We start from the raw sequence: 17733 nt of genomic DNA, 5'->3' as shown, positions 1-17733 counted from the left end.
CCGCGGAGGACGGGGGCGCTCGGGCACCGGTCGGGGGTCAGCCCTGGGGCAGGGACGCCAACTGCGCGGTGATCCTGGCGATGTCGGCCTCGGCCGTCGTCTGCCGGACGCGGATCTTCTCCACCACGTGGTCGGGCGCCTTGGCCAGGAACCCTTCGTTGGACAGCTTGGCCGTCGTCTGCGCCTTCTCCTTCTCCGCCGCGGCGAGGTCCTTGACCAGCCGCTTGCGCTCGGCCTCCACGTCGATCACGCCGGACAGGTCCAGGGCCACGGTCGCGCCCGCCACCGGCAGCGAGGCGGTGGCGGTGAAGCCCTCCCCGGCGGGCTGGAGGCGCAGCAGGGAGCGCATCGCGTCCTCGTGCGCGGCGAGCGAGGTACCGGACAGCTCGAGCCGGGCCGGGACCTTCTGGCCAGGCTGGAGGCCCTGGTCGGCGCGGAACCGGCGGACCTCGGTGACCACCTGCTGAAGGTTCTCGATCTCCCGCTCGGCGGCCTCGTCGCGGAAGCCGCTGTCCTTCGGCCAGTCGGCGATGACGACCGACTCCTGACCGGTGAGCGCCGTCCACAGCTTCTCGGTGACGAACGGGACCACCGGGTGCAGCAGCCGCAGCGTGACGTCGAGGACCTCGCCGAGGACGCGCCGCGAGACGTCGGCCTCCGCGCCGCCCTTCTGGAAGGTGGTCTTGGACAGCTCGACGTACCAGTCGAAGACCTCGTCCCACGCGAAGTGGAAGAGCGTGTCCGAGAGCTTCGCGAACTGGTAGTCGTCGTAGAACGCGTCGACGTCCGCGACGACCTCGTTCAGCCGCGACAGGATCCAGCGGTCGGTGGCCGACAGCCGCTCGGGGGCGGGCAGTTCGCCCTCGACCGTCGCGCCGTTCATCAGCGCGAAGCGGGTCGCGTTCCAGATCTTGTTGGCGAAGTTACGGGACGCCTGGACCCAGTCCTCGCCGATCGGCACGTCCACGCCGGGGTTGGCGCCGCGGGCGAGGGTGAAGCGGACGGCGTCGGAGCCGTAGGCGTCCATCCAGTCCAGCGGATTGACCGCGTTCCCGAAGGACTTGGACATCTTCTTGCCGAACTGGTCGCGGACCATTCCGTGCAGGGCGATGGTGTGGAACGGCGGGGTGCCGTCCATCGCGTACAGGCCGAACATCATCATCCGGGCGACCCAGAAGAAAAGGATGTCGTAGCCGGTGACCAGGACCGAGTTCGGATAGAACTTCGCCAGGCTGTCGGTCCGCTCGGGCCAGCCGAGCGTGGAGAACGGCCACAGGCCGGAGGAGAACCAGGTGTCCAGGACGTCACTGTCCTGCGTCCAGCCTTCGCCGCTCGGCGGCTCCTCGTCCGGTCCGACGCAGACGACCTCGCCGTCCGGCCCGTACCAGACCGGGATCCGGTGCCCCCACCACAGCTGGCGCGAGATGCACCAGTCGTGCAGGTTGTCGACCCAGTCGAAGTAGCGCTTCGACATGTCCTCCGGGTGGATCTTCACCCGGCCGTCGCGGACGGCGTCGCCCGCCTCCTTGGCCAGCGGGCCGACCTTGACCCACCACTGCATGGACAGCCGCGGCTCGATCGTGGTCTTGCAGCGCGAGCAGTGGCCCACGGAGTGGGTGTACGGGCGCTTCTCGGCGACGATCCGGCCCTCGGCGCGCAGGGCGCCGACGATGGCGCTGCGCGCCTCCAGCCGGTCCAGGCCCTGGAAGGGACCGTGCGCGGTGATCACCGCGTGCTCGTCCATGACGCTGAGGTTCGGCAGGCCGTGGCGCTGCCCGATCTCGAAGTCGTTCGGGTCGTGGGCCGGGGTGACCTTGACCGCGCCGGTGCCGAACTCCGGGTCGACGTGCTCGTCGGCGACGACGGGGATGCGGCGGCCGGTGAGCGGCAGCTCGATCTCGGTGCCGACCATGTGCCGGTAGCGGTCGTCGTCGGGGTGGACGGCGACCGCGGTGTCGCCGAGCATCGTCTCGGCCCGGGTGGTGGCGACGACGATCGCGGTGTCTCCCTCGCCGTACCGGATGGACACCAGCTCGCCGTCGTCGTCCTGGTACTCCACCTCGATGTCGGAGATGGCCGTGAGGCAGCGGGGGCACCAGTTGATGATGCGCTCGGCGCGGTAGATCAGCTCATCGTCGTAGAGCTTCTTGAAGATGGTCTGGACGGCCTTGGACAGCCCGTCGTCCATGGTGAACCGCTCGCGGTTCCACGCGACGCCGTCGCCCAGCCGCCGCATCTGGCCCGAAATCTGCCCGCCGGACTCGTTCTTCCACTGCCACACGCGCTCGACGAACGCCTCGCGACCCAGGTCGTGGCGGGAGAGGCCCTCCTTGGCCAGCTCGCGCTCGACCACGTTCTGGGTGGCGATACCGGCGTGGTCCATGCCCGGCTGCCACAGCGTCTCGAAGCCCTGCATCCGCTTCCGGCGGGTGAGCGCGTCGATGAGCGTGTGCTCGAAGGCGTGGCCCAGGTGGAGCGATCCGGTCACGTTGGGCGGCGGAATAACGACGGTGTACGGATCCTTGCCGCTCTTGGCGTCCGCCTCGAAGTAACCGCGCTCTACCCAGCGCTCGTACAGCTGCCCCTCTACGTCGGCCGGCGCGTACTGGGTCGGCAGTTCAGGGTGGCTGTTCGGCCCGCTGTCGGGGCGCTGCTGAGAGTTCTCGGTCACCCCCGCAGTCTAAAGGGCCGCCGGACTCCGTTACGAACCCGTTGCGGCCCCGCCGCAACGCCGCCGGTACGCGTCGGGAAGGATGTTCGGGACCTGTCATGCCGCATCTAGGAGAGGCACGATGAGCTATCAGCAGCCGCCGCCGCAGCCCGGTCCCTACGGGGCACAGCCGGGCCCTCACGGCGCCGGCCAGCCGCCAGTGCCGAATCCGTACGCCCAGCCCACCGGCTACGGTCACCCGCAGCCGGCGCAGCCGGCGCAGCCCGGGGGCTACGCGGCGCCCCCTCCGTACAACGGCGGCGGCCCGTACGGCTCCCCGGCGAACCCGTACGCCCAGCAGCCCCCGCAGCCGGGGCAGCCAGGTCAGCCGGGCCCGCCGCAGCAGGGCTTCTACGGCGGGCAGCCGACGCCGCCGCCCGCCGCGCCCGGTGGCCGCGGCAAGGGCCGCACCATCGGCATGGCGGTGGGCGCGCTGGCGGTCGTGGGCGCGCTGACGGCGGGCGGGTTCCTGCTGTTCGGCGGCGACAGCGGGCCGTACAAACTCACCACCCCGAAGACGGTCGCGGAGGAGTACCAGCGCCAGGGCAGCGGCACGGACGACGGCGATCTGTCGGCCGCGGGCAAGAAGGACCTCCAGCAGGTCCCGGTGGTCAAGGATCCGCACCTGGTGGCGGCCGACTACCAGACCGACGGCAAGGAGATGCTGAAGTTCACGGGTGTCTGGGGCGAGGTGACCGACCCCGAGCGGGGCGCGGACCTCGCGCTGGCGGTCATCGTCAAGGCGCTCCAGGACAACGGCACCGCGCAGGCGAAGGGAACTCCCCAGGAGTTCTCGCCGGACGGCTTCGACGGGGACGTCATGAAGTGCCAGTCCCTGAAGTTCACGTCGGATCAGGGATCCATGGAGGCACCCGCGTGCGTCTGGGGCGACAAGAGCACCCTGGGCGTCGCGGTGATGGCGGATCCGGCGGGGGCCGTTCTCGGCGGCAGCATGTCGCTGGAGGACGCCGCGGAGCTGACCGCCAAGGTGCGTGAGGACGCACGCGTCGAAATCGACAACTAGCAACAAGAGCACAACCTAACGAGGGAAACAGCATGAGCTACAACCAGCCGGGCCCCTACGGCCAGCAGCCCCAGCAGCCGGGTCCGTACGGACAAGGCGGTGCCGCCGGCCAGCCCGGCTACGGCTACCCGCAGCAGCCTCCCCAGCAGCCCGGTCCGTACGGACAGCAGCCGCAGTCCGGCTACGGTCAGCCGCAGCCCGGCCAGCCCGGCCAGCCCCCGAACCCGTACGGCCAGCCGCAGCAGCCGCCGTACGGTCAGCAGCCCTACGGACAGCAGCCGTACGGCCAGCCGGGCATGCCGGGGCCGTACCAGCCGGGCCCGGGCCAGGGCGGCGGCAAGAAGAAGGGCCTGGCGATAGCCATCGGCGCGGTGGTCGCGGTGGCCGCGGTGATCGGCGGCGTGATGGTGTTCAGCAGCAGTGACAGCGGCGGCGACGAGGTCGCCGACGACGGCAAGCGCTACAAGCTCACCACCCCGCAGACGGTGGCCACCGAGTACAGCAAGCAGGCGGGCAGCGGCGACGACTCGATGACCTCCAGTGACACCAGCGACTTCGAGAAGTTCGGTGTGCAGAACCCGAAAGGCGCGGGCGCGAACTACAAGGCCGGCTCCGGGATGTCCGTGAAGCAGTTGCAGTTCAAGGGCGTCTGGGGCGAGGTGAAGGACCCCGGGACGGTCGTCGACGGCGCCTTCGCGAAGATGGCGAAGGAGGCCACCAAGGACCCGTCGACCGACAGCAGCGGCGGGAAGGCCGAACTGGTCGGCAGCCCCGAGAAGGTGACCCCCGCCGGGACGGACGACGCCGTCATCAAGTGCCAGAACGCCAAGTTCACCCCGGGTTCCGGCTCCAGCGCGAGCGGTGTGGGCAGCAAGGGCTTCACCGTTCCGATCTGCATGTGGGGCGACCACAGCACGGTCGGCTTCGTGATCGTGTCCGACGCCGCCTCCGTGATCTCCGGTGGGGGCATGTCGGTCGACCAGGCCGGGGAAATCACCGCGAAGGTCCGCAAGGACGTCCGCGTCGAGATCCCCAAGTAGCGGTTCCGCGCCGCGCCCGTCCATACGCCGCCCACCGTCCGGAGGGATACCACCACACCCATGAGCCACAACCAGCCACCGCCGCCGCCCGGTCCCTACGGCGGCGGCGGGCCCGGCCCGTACGGGGGCGCCCAGCCCAATCCGTACGGCGGGGGGCAGCAGCCGTCCGCGGAGCCCAACCCGTACGCCCAGAACCCGGGTTACGGCTATCCGCAGGCACCCCCGCCGGGTTACGGCTATCCGCAGCAGGCGGGCCCCTATGGACAGGCTGCGCAGCCGGGCTACCCGGTGCCGCCCGGGCCCGTGCCGGGCCGCAATCGCACCAAGATCATCGCGATGTCGGCGGCGGGGCTCGTGGTGGTGGGGGCGATCGTCACCGGCGCCGTGGTGCTCTCCGGCGGAGACAGCGGCCCCGCGCCGATGCGCCTGGTCACCCCCAAGACGCTCGACGACGGCACGTACACCCTGGCCAAGGGCACCGACGAGCTGAAGGACGAGGGCACCAGCGTGCAGGGCAGCATGCCCGAGGGCGCGACCTCGGTCCTCGGCCAGTACAAGCGCGCCGACGACGAGAACTCGGGGCTCGCGTTCTCCGGCATGTACGGGGAGATCAACGACCCCGACACGGTCCGGGACCAGATGTTCAAGGGGTTCGAGGACGGCGAGGGTTCCCCGGCGGTCGAGGAGGAGCGCAAGACGTTCCGGCCGGACGGCGCGGACGGGCCCGCCATCGACTGCGAGGTCGTGAAGATGTACGACCGGATCTACGCTCCGGCGTGCGCGTGGGCGGAGGAGACGGACGCGGCGATGGTGCTGGACGTCGACGCGGAGAACACCACCGCGTCCGACGTCGACGTGGAAGCCTTCGCGAAGGTGACCGCGGGCATCTACGAGGACACCCGCAAACCCGCCTGAACCGGCCGCAGGACGCCCCGCGGCCGCCCAGGACGAGAAGAGCCCCCGGGGAACCGGGGGCTCTCTCGTATGCGCTCTGCGGGGCGCTCAGGCGCTCTTCTCGTGCCGTTCACCCGGCTCGGTGCCGCGCGAGCGGGGCACCAGCGTCGGGTTGACGTTCGAGTGGACGACGTCCTCCGTGATGACGACGCGGGCCACGTCCTTGCGGGACGGCACCTCGTACATCGCCGACATCAGGACCTCTTCGATGATGGCGCGCAGGCCCCGCGCGCCGGTGCCGCGCAGGATCGCCTGGTCGGCGATGGCCTCCAGGGCCGGGCGGTCGAAGTCCAGCTCCACGCCGTCGAGTTCGAACAGCCGCTGGTACTGCTTCACGAGCGCGTTCCGCGGCTCGACCAGGATCTGGAGCAGCGCCTCGCGGTCGAGGTTGTGGACGGAGGTGATGACGGGGAGACGGCCGATGAACTCCGGGATCATCCCGAACTTCACCAGGTCCTCCGGCATGACCTCCTGGAACTGGTCGCTGGCCTCGATCTCGCGCTTGGAGCGGATCGTGGCGCCGAAGCCGATGCCCTTGGCGCCGGCCCGCGACTCGATGATCTTCTCCAGACCGGCGAAGGCGCCGCCGACGATGAACAGCACGTTCGTCGTGTCGATCTGGATGAATTCCTGGTGCGGGTGCTTCCGGCCGCCCTGCGGCGGAACGGAGGCCGTGGTGCCCTCGAGGATCTTCAGGAGCGCCTGCTGCACGCCCTCGCCGGAGACGTCACGGGTGATCGAGGGGTTCTCGCTCTTGCGGGCCACCTTGTCGATCTCATCGATGTAGATGATGCCCGTCTCGGCCTTCTTGACGTCGTAGTCGGCGGCCTGGATCAGCTTGAGGAGGATGTTCTCCACGTCCTCGCCGACGTAGCCCGCCTCGGTGAGCGCGGTGGCGTCGGCGATGGCGAAGGGAACGTTGAGCATCCGGGCGAGGGTCTGCGCGAGCAGGGTCTTCCCGGAGCCGGTCGGACCGAGCAGCAGGATGTTGGACTTCGCCAACTCGATGCCGTCGTCCTTGCTGTGGCTGCCGTTCTCACCGGCCTGGACCCGCTTGTAGTGGTTGTAGACCGCGACGGACAGGGCCTTCTTGGCGGCCTCCTGGCCGACCACATAGCCCTCGAGGAACTCGTAGATCTCCCGCGGCTTGGGGAGTTCCTCCCACCGCACCTCGGAGGTCTCGGCCAGCTCTTCCTCGATGATCTCGTTGCAGAGATCGATGCACTCATCGCAGATGTACACACCAGGGCCCGCGATGAGCTTCTTCACCTGCTTCTGGCTCTTCCCGCAGAACGAGCACTTGAGCAGGTCGCCGCCGTCACCGATGCGTGCCACGAGGTGCTTCCCCTTCGCCTTGGATCCGCTTTGCTCCGCGGAACCGGGTGCTTGCGCTGCGAGCTTTCCGCTTGATGTTTCCGGGGGCCGGCCCCCAGCCCTCTATGACGGTACCTTGCCGGGCCCCCGGTTCGGGCCCCCCTTGGACCTAACTGGTCCAAGGGGCGCCGGGTCGCCCGGGCTTCAGCCCAGGCCGACCGAGGTCTTACGGGTCGAGACGATCTGGTCGACCAGACCGTATTCCAGCGACTCCTCGGCGGTCAGGATCTTGTCCCGCTCGATGTCGTCACGGATCTTCTCGATCGGCGTGGTGGAGTGCTTGGCCAGCATCTCCTCCAGCTGCGACCGCATCCGCAGGATCTCGTTGGCCGCGATCTCCAGGTCGGAGACCTGACCACGCCCCGTCTCACTGTAGGGCTGGTGGATCAGGATACGTGCGTTGGGCAGCGCCATCCGCTTGCCGGGCGTACCGGCGGCGAGCAGCACGGCCGCGGCGGACGCCGCCTGGCCCATGCAAACCGTCTGAATATCGGGCTTGACGAACTGCATCGTGTCGTAAATGGCGGTCAGCGCGGTGAACGAGCCGCCGGGCGAGTTGATGTAGACCGAGATGTCGCGGTCCGGGTCCATCGACTCCAGGCACAGGAGCTGCGCCATGACGTCGTTGGCCGAGGCGTCGTCGATCTGGACGCCCAGGAAGATCACGCGCTCCTCGAAGAGCTTCGCGTACGGGTCGTACTCCCGGACACCCTGGGAGGTGCGCTCGACGAAGCGCGGAACGACATAGCGCGATTCGGCCATCGGGCCGTCGTAGAGGCCGCTGCCGGGAAAGTTGTTCATCTGGGTGTTCACCATCCTGTGGCGATCAAAGGGCTGGAGGTCGGCTACGGGACGGCGGGGCTCAGGCCCCGGTGCCGCCCCCGCCCGGAACGCCCGAGGCCGAGGCCATGACGTCGTCGACCAGGCCGTACTCCTTGGCCTCCTGGGCGGAGAACCAGCGGTCGCGGTCGGAGTCGCGGGTGATCTGCTCAACGGTCTGACCGGTGTGGAACGCGGTCAGCTCGGCCATCCGCCGCTTGGTGTGCAGCAGCCGCTCGGCGTGGATCTTGATGTCCGAGGCCGAACCGGCCAGGCCCGCGGACGGCTGGTGGATCAGGATCTCGGCGTTCGGCAGCGCGAACCGCTTGCCGGGGGTGCCCGCGCTCAGCAGGAACTGTCCCATCGAGGCGGCGAGGCCCATGGCGATGGTGACGACGTCGTTCGGGATGAACTGCATGGTGTCGTAGATCGCCATGCCCGCCGAGATCGAGCCGCCCGGAGAGTTGATGTAGAGGTTGATGTCCTTGTCCGGGTCCGCGGCGAGCAGGAGCAGCTGCGCGGTGATCTTGTTGGCGATTTCGTCGTCGACCGGCTGGCCGAGGAAGATGATCCGCTCACCGAGCAGCCGGTTGTAGACCTGGTCGCCGAGGCCACCGCCGGTCGGCTCGCCGGCGGCGGAAGGCATCGTATTCGTCACGTATCCACCTGCTCGTCTCTGACGGCGACTGGCCGTCTCAGCGTCTTCTTCTGGGCTCGGGACGGGCCGGCCGGTGCGATCCGGCGGACCTGCGAGACTCCCTGCCCTCGTATCTACGGACCCTAACGCGCTGGTCGGCGGGCGCCATCCCGCATCAGGAACTGTTCGCTCTGAGCGCAGGTTCCGCGGGTCCTGGGCGCCACCGGCCCGGGGACTCCGCGGAACACGAACGGGCCCGGACGCGTGCAGACGTTCGGGCCCGTTCGTACGGGCTGTGGAGCGGCGAGGATCAGCCCTCGGCCTTCTCCTGCGCCTTCTCCTGCTCGGGAGCGGCCTCGGCGGCGGCCTCCGTGGCCCCGGGGGCCTCGGCGCCCGCCTCGGTGGCCTCATCGCCCTCGGCGGCGGCCTCGACCGTCTCGGCGGTCTCGTCCTCGTCGTCCAGGTCCACGGTCTCGCCCTTGTCGTCCACGACCTTGGCGGCCTCGACCACGACCGCGAGCGCCTTGCCGCGGGCGACCTCGCCGACGAGCATCGGCACCTGGCCGCCCTCGACGACCTGCTGGGCGAACTGGTCCGGGCTCATGCCGGAGGACTGCGCACGGCGCATCAGGTGCTCGGTGAGCTCCTCCTGGCCGACGGACAGCTTCTCCTTGTTGACCAGCTCGTCGAGGACGAACTGGGTCCGGATGCCCTTCTCGGCCTGCTCCTTGAGCTCGGCGTCGAACTCCTCGGCGGACTTGCCCTGAAGCTCCAGGTAGGACTCCAGGTTCAGGCCCATCTGGCCGAGCTGGTGGTGCTCCAGGTTGTGCTTCCGGGTCTGGATCTCGTCCTCGAGCAGCTTCTCGGGGATCGGCACCTCGACCAGCTCCAGGAGGGCGTCCAGCACCTTCTCCTGGGCCTGGGTGGCCTGGTCGTACTTCTTCGACTGCTCCAGCCGCTTGCGGCTGTCCTCGCGCAGCTCCTCGAGGGTGTCGAACTCGCTGGCCAGCTGGGCGAAGTCGTCGTCCAGCTCGGGCAGCTCGCGGGCCTTGACCTCGTTCACCTTGACGGAGACCTCGGCCTCCTTGCCCTGCGCGGAGCCGCCCTTCAGCTCGGAGGTGAAGGTGGCGGTGCCACCGGCCTCCAGGCCGGTCACGGCCTCGTCGATGCCGTCGAGCAGCTCACCGGAGCCGATGGTGTAGGTGACGCCCTCGGCGACGCCGTCCTCCAGTACCTCGCCGTCGACCTTGGCCTCCAGGTCGATCACGACGATGTCGCCCTCGGCGGCGGCGCGCTCGACGGGGCTGGTGGTGGCGAAGCGGTCGCGCAGCTGCTCGACCGACTTGTCGATGTCCTCGTCCGAGACCTCGACGGAGTCGACGGTGACCTCGATGCCGGAGTAGTCCGGGATCTCGATCGACGGGCGGATGTCCACCTCGGCGGTGAACGTCAGGAGCTCGTTGTCCTTGAGCTCCGTGATGTCGACCTCGGGCTGCCCGAGCGGGTTCAGCTCACCCTCGTTGACCGCGTCGGTGTAGAACTTCGGAAGGGCGTCGTTGACGGCCTCCTCCAGCACCGCGCCGCGGCCGAAACGCTGGTCGATGATGCGGGCCGGAATCTTGCCCTTGCGGAAGCCAGGCACCGTGACCTGCTGGTTGATCTTCTTGTACGCCGCGTCGAGGCTGGGCTTGAGCTCCTCGAAGGGCACCTCGACAGTGAGCCGAACCCGGGTCGGGTTCAGGTTCTCCACGGCGCTCTTCACGGTTCGGTCTCCTTGGGGCTGACGTGTGGTGTTCTGCTGCCTCGCACTGATGCTTCGCAGCGGATCGCGCCCGGTAAAGAAAGACACAGACGCGCAGCTTGCATAGTAACCGCAAGCATGACGCGGCCCACAACGCGATCTTGACGGCTGTGGATGGTCGGGGTGGCCGGATTCGAACCGACGACCTTCCGCTCCCAAAGCGGACGCGCTACCAAGCTGCGCCACACCCCGTCGGTGCGACACGTAGGGTACATGGCCGCGGACGCCCCGGCTGCCCGTTATTCCACCGGTGGGCAAGGGTGTGCGGGAAAGGGCCCGGACCCGCTACGATGCTTCCCGTGCCGCGGCCCGGGTGATCAGACCCGGGCGACGCGCGGCGCGTGCGGGCGTAGCTCAATGGTAGAGCCCCAGTCTTCCAAACTGGCTACGCGGGTTCGATTCCCGTCGCCCGCTCCACTCGCACGACGGCCCGGCCCCGGAGGATCCTCCGGGGCCGGGCCGTCGGCGTATTCAGAGATTGATGTCGCTGATGGAGCTGGCGACCGAGTCGAGGAAGTCCTGGATGTTCGGCGCCAGGTCGGAAGAGGCCAGGAGAAAGCCGAAGAGCGCGGCGACGAGCGCCGGCCCCGCCTTCATCTTCCCGGCCCGGATCATCAGTACGAGGATGATCCCTACCAGCACCACCAATGACAGGGAAATGACCACAGCTGATCACGCTTCCTCGGTCGCTCATGTCTTCACCCGGCCCCGGAAGCACGCGACCTCGCACACCCCCGCTGCAACCATCGTGCCATCAACTACGGCTCCACAGCAGCAGGGTGAGGTGATCACCTGCGTCGACGCACACCACACCCACCCGTCTGGTACCCCGTCAAGAATCCCTTACACGGATGGACACGGGTGACGCTCCCCACAATTCCGCGGGGTATCCGAGAGGTCACGTGAGGGACCGCACATGGATCAATTTGCGACCTGATCACATAACGCGGAGGGGAATTCCGATTTCCATGAATCAGACATTCCGCCGGAGCCACCCGGGGGGCATATGCACCATTTAAGGGGGATGAAACCTGACAGAACGGACAGCTTTGTTCCTCATATCGAACAACCGGATCGCTATGTCGACTTGATAACGGTCGGCTATCGGCCGGAGTGTGAACCGTATTACTGGGGAAGATCTGGTCGAGGTTTTACGCATTAGAGGTTTCGGCGCTATCGTGCCTCAGATGTTCCACGCTGCCATCTCTCCCCCACGCGCAGTGCGGTCCCGGGTGCTCTCCCCCAGCTCCTGGTGGGAGGGCCTGTGACCAACTCCCTGCGCCCGCACGGTTCCCAGCGGTCCCCGCTCCCCCCGGCCCGGGAGGCCGAGGCCGGGGCGTCCCCCACACCGCAGCGCGAAGAAGCAGGGAGCCAGGCGACCCAGCCCGCCGCCGAAGCCCCTGCCGGGCCGAAGCCGAAGCAGCGGGACGCGTTCTTCGACAACGCGAAGTACCTCGCGATCGTGCTGGTCGCGATGGCCCACTCGTGGGAGCCGCTCACCGATACGAGCCGCACCGCGGAAGCCCTGTACATGACGGTGTACACCTTCCACATGCCGGCCTTCATCATCATCTCCGGCTTCTTCTCCCGCAGCTTCGACATGCGACCGGACCGGCTCAAGCGGCTCATCACCGGGATCGCGGTGCCGTACGTGCTGTTCGAGGTCGCGTACAGCTTCTTCAAGCGCTGGGCCGACGACGACCCGGGCCACCCGATCAGCCTGCTCGACCCCTGGTACCTGACGTGGTTCCTGGTCGCGCTGTTCGTGTGGCGGCTGACGACGCCGATCTGGAAGCTGGTGCGCTGGCCGGTCCCGCTCTCGCTGGCGATCGCCACCCTGGCGTCCGTCTCGCCCGACATCGGCGACGACCTCGACCTCCAGCGGGTCCTCCAGTTCCTGCCGTTCTTCGTCATCGGCCTGTGCATGAAGCCCGAGCACTTCCACCGGATGCGGGGCCCGAAGATGCGGCTGGCCGCCGTGCCGATCTTCGCGTGCGCCCTGCTGTTCGCCTACTGGGCGGCGCCCCGGATGAACTCGGCCTGGTTCTACCACCGCGACAGCGTCCAGGAGCTCCACGCCCCGGCGTGGACCGGCCCCGTGATGACCCTGGCCATGTTCGGCTGCTCGATGGTCCTCGTGGCGTGCTTCTTCGCCTGGGTGCCGCGGCGGAAGATGTGGTTCACCGTGCTGGGCGCCGGGACGCTGTACGGCTACCTGCTGCACGGCTTCCTCGCCAAGGGCTCCCGCTTCTGGGGCTGGTTCGACATCGACTGGCTGCACAAGCCGCTGGGTGAGATCACCGTCACCGTCGTCGCCGCCTCCGTCATCACCGTGCTGTGCACCCCGCCGGTACAGCGCGCCTTCCGCTTCGCGATGGAGCCGAAGATGAAGTGGGCCTTCCGCAAGGACCCCGCCGAGCAGGCCCGTCACCGTACGGCCGCCTGACGGCTCGAAGATCGCCCGAAGGGGCCGGGACCGCATGGTCCCGGCCCCTTCGCCGTTTCGCTCACCGCGCCCCTCCGGGCGTCTCGCGGCGCAGCGCCGCGCGGGCGGGCAGGGCCGTCGCCGCGAGCCCGAGCGCCACGGCCGCACCCACGAACCCGGCGTACGTCAGCGGCGGGACGTACGGGCCCTCGCCGGTCAGCCCGCGCGCCATCGGTACGAGCGTGGCCAGGGCGATCGCCGTGCCCAGCGCGACACCGGCCGTGGCCACCAGCAGCGCCTCCCAGCGCACCATCTCCAGCACCTGTCGCCGGGTCGATCCGATCAGGCGCAGGGTGCCCAGTTCCCGGCGGCGGTCGAGGACCGTCATCACCAGGGTGTTGGCGGCGGCGACCGCGGCGAAGCCGCCGAGCACCGCGGCCATGGTGGTGTTGGACCAGGCGTTGAGGGCGCGGTCCCGGTCCTCGGCGGCCGCGTAGCCGTCCCGGCCGGTGACCTGCTCGCCGAGCCGCTTCCCGAGCGCCGCCGCGACGGCCTCGCGGTCCGCGCCCGCGTCGTCCCGTACCAGCACATCGGCGTCGAAGGCCGACGTCACGTGAGCCGCCAGGGCCGCGCGGGGCAGGGTGATCCGGGCGGTGCCCAGACCCCTGCCGTACGTCGCGACCACCTCGGGGGCGGCCCTCGTGCCGTCCGGGAGGCGCAGCCGGAGCCGGTCGCCCACGCGGACGTGCGCGGACTGCGCGAGGCCGGCGTCGACCGCCACCCGGCCCGGCCCCAGGTCCGCCAGGCGGCCGGTGCGGACGTCCAGGTCCTGTACGGCGGCCAGCGCACGGCCGCTCCCGGAGACGCCCTGGGCCGTCTCGCCCTGGAGCGACGAGCCCGTCGTGACGAGCACCCCGGTGCGCAGCACGCCCACCGCCGCCGCCACGCCGGGCACGGAGGCGGCGCGGTCCGCCGTGTCGGCCGGGAGGCCGCCGGGTGCGGACACGACCTGGTCGGCGACGATCCCGGCGCGCCGCTGCCCGGCCATCGCATGGTCCTCACTGGTGTGCAGGAACACGAGCGTCGAGGAGAACGCCATGGCCAGCACGATCGGGGTGATCGCGGAGGCCAGCCGCCGGGCATGGGCCAGGGTGTTGGCCGCCGCCAGGACGGCCGGGGCCGCGCCCGCGCGCAGCGGCAGTCCGATCAGCCAGGCGCACAGCCGGGCGACCAGCGGGCCGAGCAGGGCCACGGCCAGCATGAAGAGCATCACGACCCCGAGCGCGGTGTTGGCTGCGTCCTCCCCCGAGGTCGAGGCGGCGACCCCGGCCAGCACGATGCCGCCGACCAGGGCCGCCGTGCCCAGCAGGGTGCGGATCACCCCGGGGCGCAGCCGTTCGACGGCCGCCTCGCCGAGCGCCTGGCCCGGCTTGATCCGGGCCGGGCGGCGGGCGGCCATCAGGCCCGCCAGCAGCGAGCTGACCAGGCCCGCGCCGACGGCGGTGACGAGCGGAATCCAGGAGACCGAGAGGTCCACGGGGGCGGGGATCGCGCCCTTGTCCTTCAGCTGTCCGAACCACCAGTGCGCGAGGGCGATGCCGGGCAGGCAGCCCAGCGCGCCCGCGAGCGGGGCGACGAGCAGCGCCTCGGCCGCGATGGAGCGGCGGATCTGGCGCGGGGTGGCGCCGATCGCGCGCAGCAGGGCGACCTCGCGGGCGCGCTGGCCGACCGAGAGTGCGACGGTGCCCGCGGCGGTGAAGACGGCGACGGCGGTGGCGATCCCGCCGAAGGAGCCGCCGAGGGCGATGAGCAGTTCCCTGGCCCCCGCGAGCGAGGGGTCCTCGGCCGCGCCGCGTCCGTCGCCGGTGTGCACCCGCGCGGTGCCGCCGTACGCGTCCTTCAGGTGCGCGGCCAGGCGGTCCGGGCCGGTGCCGGGGGCCGGGCGGACGAGGAACGCGTCGACGGTACGGGGGTGGCCGGAGAGGGCCCGGGCGCGGGCGTCGGTGAACCAGGCGGTGGGCCCGTCCTCGGCCGTGCCCCGGGCGATGCCGGACACCCGGAAGGCGTGCCTCCCGTCCGGGGCGCTCACCGTGATACTGCCGCCGACCGCGGTGCCCGTCGCGCGGGCGGCTCCCTCGTCGAGCACGACGTCGCCCGCCCGGGGCGGTGTGCCGGTGGTGAGCGTCACGCCGGTGAAGGGCGCCGCGCCCCAGCCGTGGCCGGTCAGCGTGCCCGGTGAGGCGGTGCGCAGCGGGAAGGTCGTGTCGGGTGCGGCGGCGGCCGTTCCGTGGATGCGGGCGGCGGTGGTGACGAGCGCGGCGTCGAGCCGGGCCCGGTCGGGGACCGGTTCGGACGCGTCCTCCCGCTCCTCGCCGCGTCCGGTGATGTGGTGCGCGCGCTGGTCGGCGGCGACGACGACCGGGGTGCTCGCGTAGCGCTCGGGCGGTACGGAGGCCCGTACTCCGGTCTCCAGCAGGATGCCGCAGGCGGACACGATCATCGCGGTCATCATCAGGGCGACGAAGGTGCCCGCGAAGGCGGCGGGCTTGAAGCGGACGGAGGCGCGGGCCAGTCCGTTGGTGAGGGCCCTCACCGGACGACGGCGAGGGGGTGTCTTGTCGACCAGGCCGGATCAGCGAGCGGCGTCAGGGGGCACCTCCCAGCGGTAGCTGGGGGCGCAGGGGGTACCTCCCAGCGGTAGCTGGGGGAGGCGCTGCGCGCGACGAGCGCGGGGCCGCGAGATGCCGTGCCACGCGTCGCGAGCCCGGCATGGTCGGCAAGACACCCCCTGGGGCCGCTGGAGTACGGGCGGTGAGACGGGTCATGCGGTCGGCGATCTCGTGCGCGGGGGCGCGGGTGAGCCGGTCGGCCACGCGTCCGTCCGCGAGGAACAGCACCCGGTCTGCGTAGCTCGCGGCGACCGGGTCGTGGGTGACCATCACCACGGTCGCGCCGAGCGCGTCCACCGCGTGCCGCAGCAGCCCGAGCACCTCGGCGGCGGTGACGGTGTCCAGGGCGCCGGTCGGCTCGTCGGCGAAGACGACGTCGGGGCGGGTGACGAGCGCGCGGGCGATGGCCACACGCTGCTGTTGCCCGCCGGACAGCTGTCCCGGGCGGCGCCGGGCGTGCTCGTGCAGCCCGACCTGGGCCAGGACCTCGCGGGCCCGGTGGCGGTCGGGGCGGGCTCCGGCGAGCCGCATGGGGAGCAGCACGTTCTGCTCGACGGTGAGGGAGGGCAGCAGGTTGAACGCCTGGAAGACGAAGCCGAGGCGGCTGCGGCGCAGCGTGGTGAGCTTGTTCTCGCTCAGTCCGGTGATCTCGGTGCCGCCGAGCGTGACGGACCCGGCGGTCGGCCGGTCGAGCCCGGCGGCGCACTGGAGGAACGTCGACTTGCCGGAGCCCGAGGGGCCCATGACGGCGGTGAAGCTGCCGTGCGGGAGGGCGAGGTCGATGCCGCGGAGCGCGTGCACGGCGGTGCCGCCGCGGCCGTAGCGGCGCTGGACGCCATGGAGTTCGATGGCGGGGGTGGCAGGGGCGGGGTGCGGTGCCGGGGGCGCCGCTGTCGTACGCCGCTTGCGCAGCCGCATGGTGGTGGCCCTTCTCCGGAGTTCGCCCGATGTCTTTCGCGCCCTACGAACGTAGGGATCGGGGTGACCCGGGGCCATGGCGGCCGCCGCCGTAACGGGGTGGGGTTAACCCCCGGTAAGGCGGCTCTACTGGCGGCAGATCAGCAGGAGCGCCCGGTCGTCGTTGACGTCCTTCGCCACCGTCTCGATCAGGTGCCAGGCCGCGCCGTGGAAGCCGGAGGCGACGTAGCGGTCGGCCTCGCCCGTCAGGTGGTCGATGCCCTCGCTGATGTCGCGGTCGGCGGTCTCGACGAGGCCGTCGGTGAACAGCATCAGGACGTCGCCGGGGCGCAGGGTGCCTTTGGTGGGGTCGAACTGGGCGCCGTCGTAGACGCCCAGCAGCGGACCGTCGGCGGACTTCTCCTCCCACTTGCCGGTGCCCGCGCTGAGCTGGAGCGCGGGCAGATGACCGGCCGAGAACAGCTCGAAGTCGCCGCTGTCGAGGTCGAGTACGAGGTGGACGGAGGTCGCGAAGCCCTCTTCCCAGTCCTGGCGCAGCAGATAGCCGTTGGCCGCCGGGAGGAAGCCGTGCGGGGGCAGCGAGCCGAGGAGGCCGCCGAAGGCGCCGGAGAGCAGGAGGGCGCGGGAGGCGGCGTCCATGCCCTTGCCGGAGACGTCGGTGAGGACGACCTCGAGGGTGCGGCCGCCGTTGCCGGTGCGGGCGGCGACCACGAAGTCGCCGGAGAAGGACTGGCCGCCGGCCGGGCGGAGGGCCATCTCGCGGTGCCAGCCGCGCGGCAGGGCGGGCAGCTTGCTCTGGACGCGGATGCGCTCGCGCAGGTCGAAGAGCATGGTGCCGCCGCGCCGCCAGGGCACGCCGACCCGGCTGCGGAACTGGGCGATGAGCAGCCCGGAGAAGCCGACGGCGGCGACCACGAGGATGGTGCCGGGGGTGACCCGGGCGGAGGTGTCCTCCTCGGTGTACGGGCCGAGGACGGCGGACTCCACGATGAGGGCGGTGGCGGCGGCCGCGTACAGGGCGAGCAGGCTGGCGGGGCGCAGCAGCAGTCCGCCCGCGACGATCGGCAGGACGAGGGCGGAGGGGGCGCACCAGTCGGGGGTGGCGATGGTGCCGCAGGCGATGGCGGGGACGGCGAGGAGCAGCAGGGCCAGGGCGAGCCGGTCGGAGCCCTCGCCGCGGAAGTAGTCGACTCCGGCTTTGCGCACGCCTGTGCGAGCCCGGTGCAGAGCTTTGCGCATCCGGGCCATCGGAGTGTCCGCGCCGCCAGTCATTGCATCGGGACCCTACCCACCCGTTCGGACGCGCGTCGATTCGTGGCGCGTTGAACCACCCAGCCAGGGGGGCAATCGTAAGCGATATTC

General features: G+C 70.6%; 13 protein-coding genes and 2 tRNA genes. 5 read left to right on the top strand and 10 right to left on the bottom strand.

From position 1 onward, the window contains the following. Positions 1-37: 37 nt before the first annotated feature. Positions 38-2671 (bottom strand): valine--tRNA ligase, encoded by a 2634-nt coding sequence (locus LCH29_RS34775; RefSeq protein ID WP_446465670.1) that lies wholly within the window; start codon positions 2669-2671, stop codon positions 38-40. 121 nt (positions 2672-2792) lie between these two features. On the opposite strand from LCH29_RS34775, the gene LCH29_RS34770 reads away from it, so the two are divergent. The 3 genes from LCH29_RS34770 to LCH29_RS34760 are packed head-to-tail and all read left to right on the top strand — an operon-like array spanning position 2793 to position 5689. Then, complete coding sequence (locus tag LCH29_RS34770; RefSeq protein WP_446465669.1) at positions 2793-3734, top strand: hypothetical protein; 942 nt, start codon at positions 2793-2795, stop codon at positions 3732-3734. A gap of 32 nt (positions 3735-3766) precedes the next feature. After that, positions 3767-4774, top strand: a complete 1008-nt coding sequence (locus tag LCH29_RS34765; protein ID WP_446465668.1) for a hypothetical protein — start codon at positions 3767-3769, stop codon at positions 4772-4774. 60 nt (positions 4775-4834) lie between these two features. Beyond that, positions 4835-5689, top strand: coding sequence for a hypothetical protein (locus LCH29_RS34760; RefSeq protein WP_446465667.1), 855 nt, complete (start codon positions 4835-4837; stop codon positions 5687-5689). A gap of 87 nt (positions 5690-5776) precedes the next feature. Here the strand turns inward: LCH29_RS34760 and clpX are convergent, their stop codons facing one another. The 5 genes from clpX to LCH29_RS34735 form a co-directional block, all read right to left on the bottom strand. After that, positions 5777-7063 (bottom strand): ATP-dependent Clp protease ATP-binding subunit ClpX, encoded by a 1287-nt coding sequence (clpX, locus tag LCH29_RS34755; protein ID WP_123104843.1) that lies wholly within the window; start codon positions 7061-7063, stop codon positions 5777-5779. A 183-nt stretch (positions 7064-7246) separates the two neighbouring features. Further along, positions 7247-7903: an ATP-dependent Clp protease proteolytic subunit gene (locus LCH29_RS34750; protein WP_039941924.1), complete on the bottom strand. Its 657-nt coding sequence runs from the start codon at positions 7901-7903 to the stop codon at positions 7247-7249. Positions 7904-7964: 61 nt separating this feature from the next. Continuing rightward, positions 7965-8579 (bottom strand): ATP-dependent Clp protease proteolytic subunit, encoded by a 615-nt coding sequence (locus LCH29_RS34745; protein ID WP_281291531.1) that lies wholly within the window; start codon positions 8577-8579, stop codon positions 7965-7967. Between the two features lie 289 nt (positions 8580-8868). Beyond that, positions 8869-10320 carry a trigger factor gene (tig, locus tag LCH29_RS34740; RefSeq protein ID WP_446465666.1) on the bottom strand — a complete coding sequence of 484 codons (1452 nt, stop codon included), beginning with the start codon at positions 10318-10320 and terminating at the stop codon, positions 8869-8871. A gap of 154 nt (positions 10321-10474) precedes the next feature. Further along, positions 10475-10551, bottom strand: a tRNA-Pro gene (locus tag LCH29_RS34735). Positions 10552-10702: 151 nt separating this feature from the next. On the opposite strand from LCH29_RS34735, the gene LCH29_RS34730 reads away from it, so the two are divergent. Beyond that, a tRNA-Gly gene (locus LCH29_RS34730) sits at positions 10703-10776 on the top strand. A 54-nt stretch (positions 10777-10830) separates the two neighbouring features. Here the strand turns inward: LCH29_RS34730 and LCH29_RS34725 are convergent. After that, positions 10831-11025 carry a hypothetical protein gene (locus LCH29_RS34725; RefSeq protein ID WP_063734160.1) on the bottom strand — a complete coding sequence of 65 codons (195 nt, stop codon included), beginning with the start codon at positions 11023-11025 and terminating at the stop codon, positions 10831-10833. A 598-nt stretch (positions 11026-11623) separates the two neighbouring features. On the opposite strand from LCH29_RS34725, the gene LCH29_RS34720 reads away from it, so the two are divergent. Next, positions 11624-12805 carry an acyltransferase family protein gene (locus LCH29_RS34720; RefSeq protein WP_446465665.1) on the top strand — a complete coding sequence of 394 codons (1182 nt, stop codon included), beginning with the start codon at positions 11624-11626 and terminating at the stop codon, positions 12803-12805. Between the two features lie 61 nt (positions 12806-12866). Here LCH29_RS34720 and LCH29_RS34715 read toward each other — a convergent pair whose 3' ends face one another. From LCH29_RS34715 to LCH29_RS34705, 3 genes are all read right to left on the bottom strand, one after another. Further along, positions 12867-15377, bottom strand: coding sequence for an ABC transporter permease (locus LCH29_RS34715; protein ID WP_446465664.1), 2511 nt, complete (start codon positions 15375-15377; stop codon positions 12867-12869). 52 nt (positions 15378-15429) lie between these two features. Then, positions 15430-16371 carry an ABC transporter ATP-binding protein gene (locus LCH29_RS34710; protein WP_446465663.1) on the bottom strand — a complete coding sequence of 314 codons (942 nt, stop codon included), beginning with the start codon at positions 16369-16371 and terminating at the stop codon, positions 15430-15432. Between the two features lie 126 nt (positions 16372-16497). Beyond that, positions 16498-17643, bottom strand: coding sequence for a PP2C family protein-serine/threonine phosphatase (locus LCH29_RS34705; protein WP_446465662.1), 1146 nt, complete (start codon positions 17641-17643; stop codon positions 16498-16500). Positions 17644-17733 lie beyond the last annotated feature (90 nt).

It is taken from the genome of Streptomyces sp. BRA346 (assembly GCF_052851135.1).
This window is presented reverse-complemented; position numbering and strand designations above follow the sequence as displayed.

Coding starts and splice junctions, on each gene's coding strand:
- LCH29_RS34770 (WP_446465669.1), top strand. CDS start 2,793: ATGAGCTATCAGCAGCCGCCGCCGCAGCCCGGTCCCTACGGGGCACAG.
- LCH29_RS34765 (WP_446465668.1), top strand. CDS start 3,767: ATGAGCTACAACCAGCCGGGCCCCTACGGCCAGCAGCCCCAGCAGCCG.
- LCH29_RS34760 (WP_446465667.1), top strand. CDS start 4,835: ATGAGCCACAACCAGCCACCGCCGCCGCCCGGTCCCTACGGCGGCGGC.
- LCH29_RS34750 (WP_039941924.1), bottom strand. CDS start 7,903: ATGAACAACTTTCCCGGCAGCGGCCTCTACGACGGCCCGATGGCCGAA.
- LCH29_RS34710 (WP_446465663.1), bottom strand. CDS start 16,371: ATGCGGCTGCGCAAGCGGCGTACGACAGCGGCGCCCCCGGCACCGCAC.
- LCH29_RS34705 (WP_446465662.1), bottom strand. CDS start 17,643: ATGACTGGCGGCGCGGACACTCCGATGGCCCGGATGCGCAAAGCTCTG.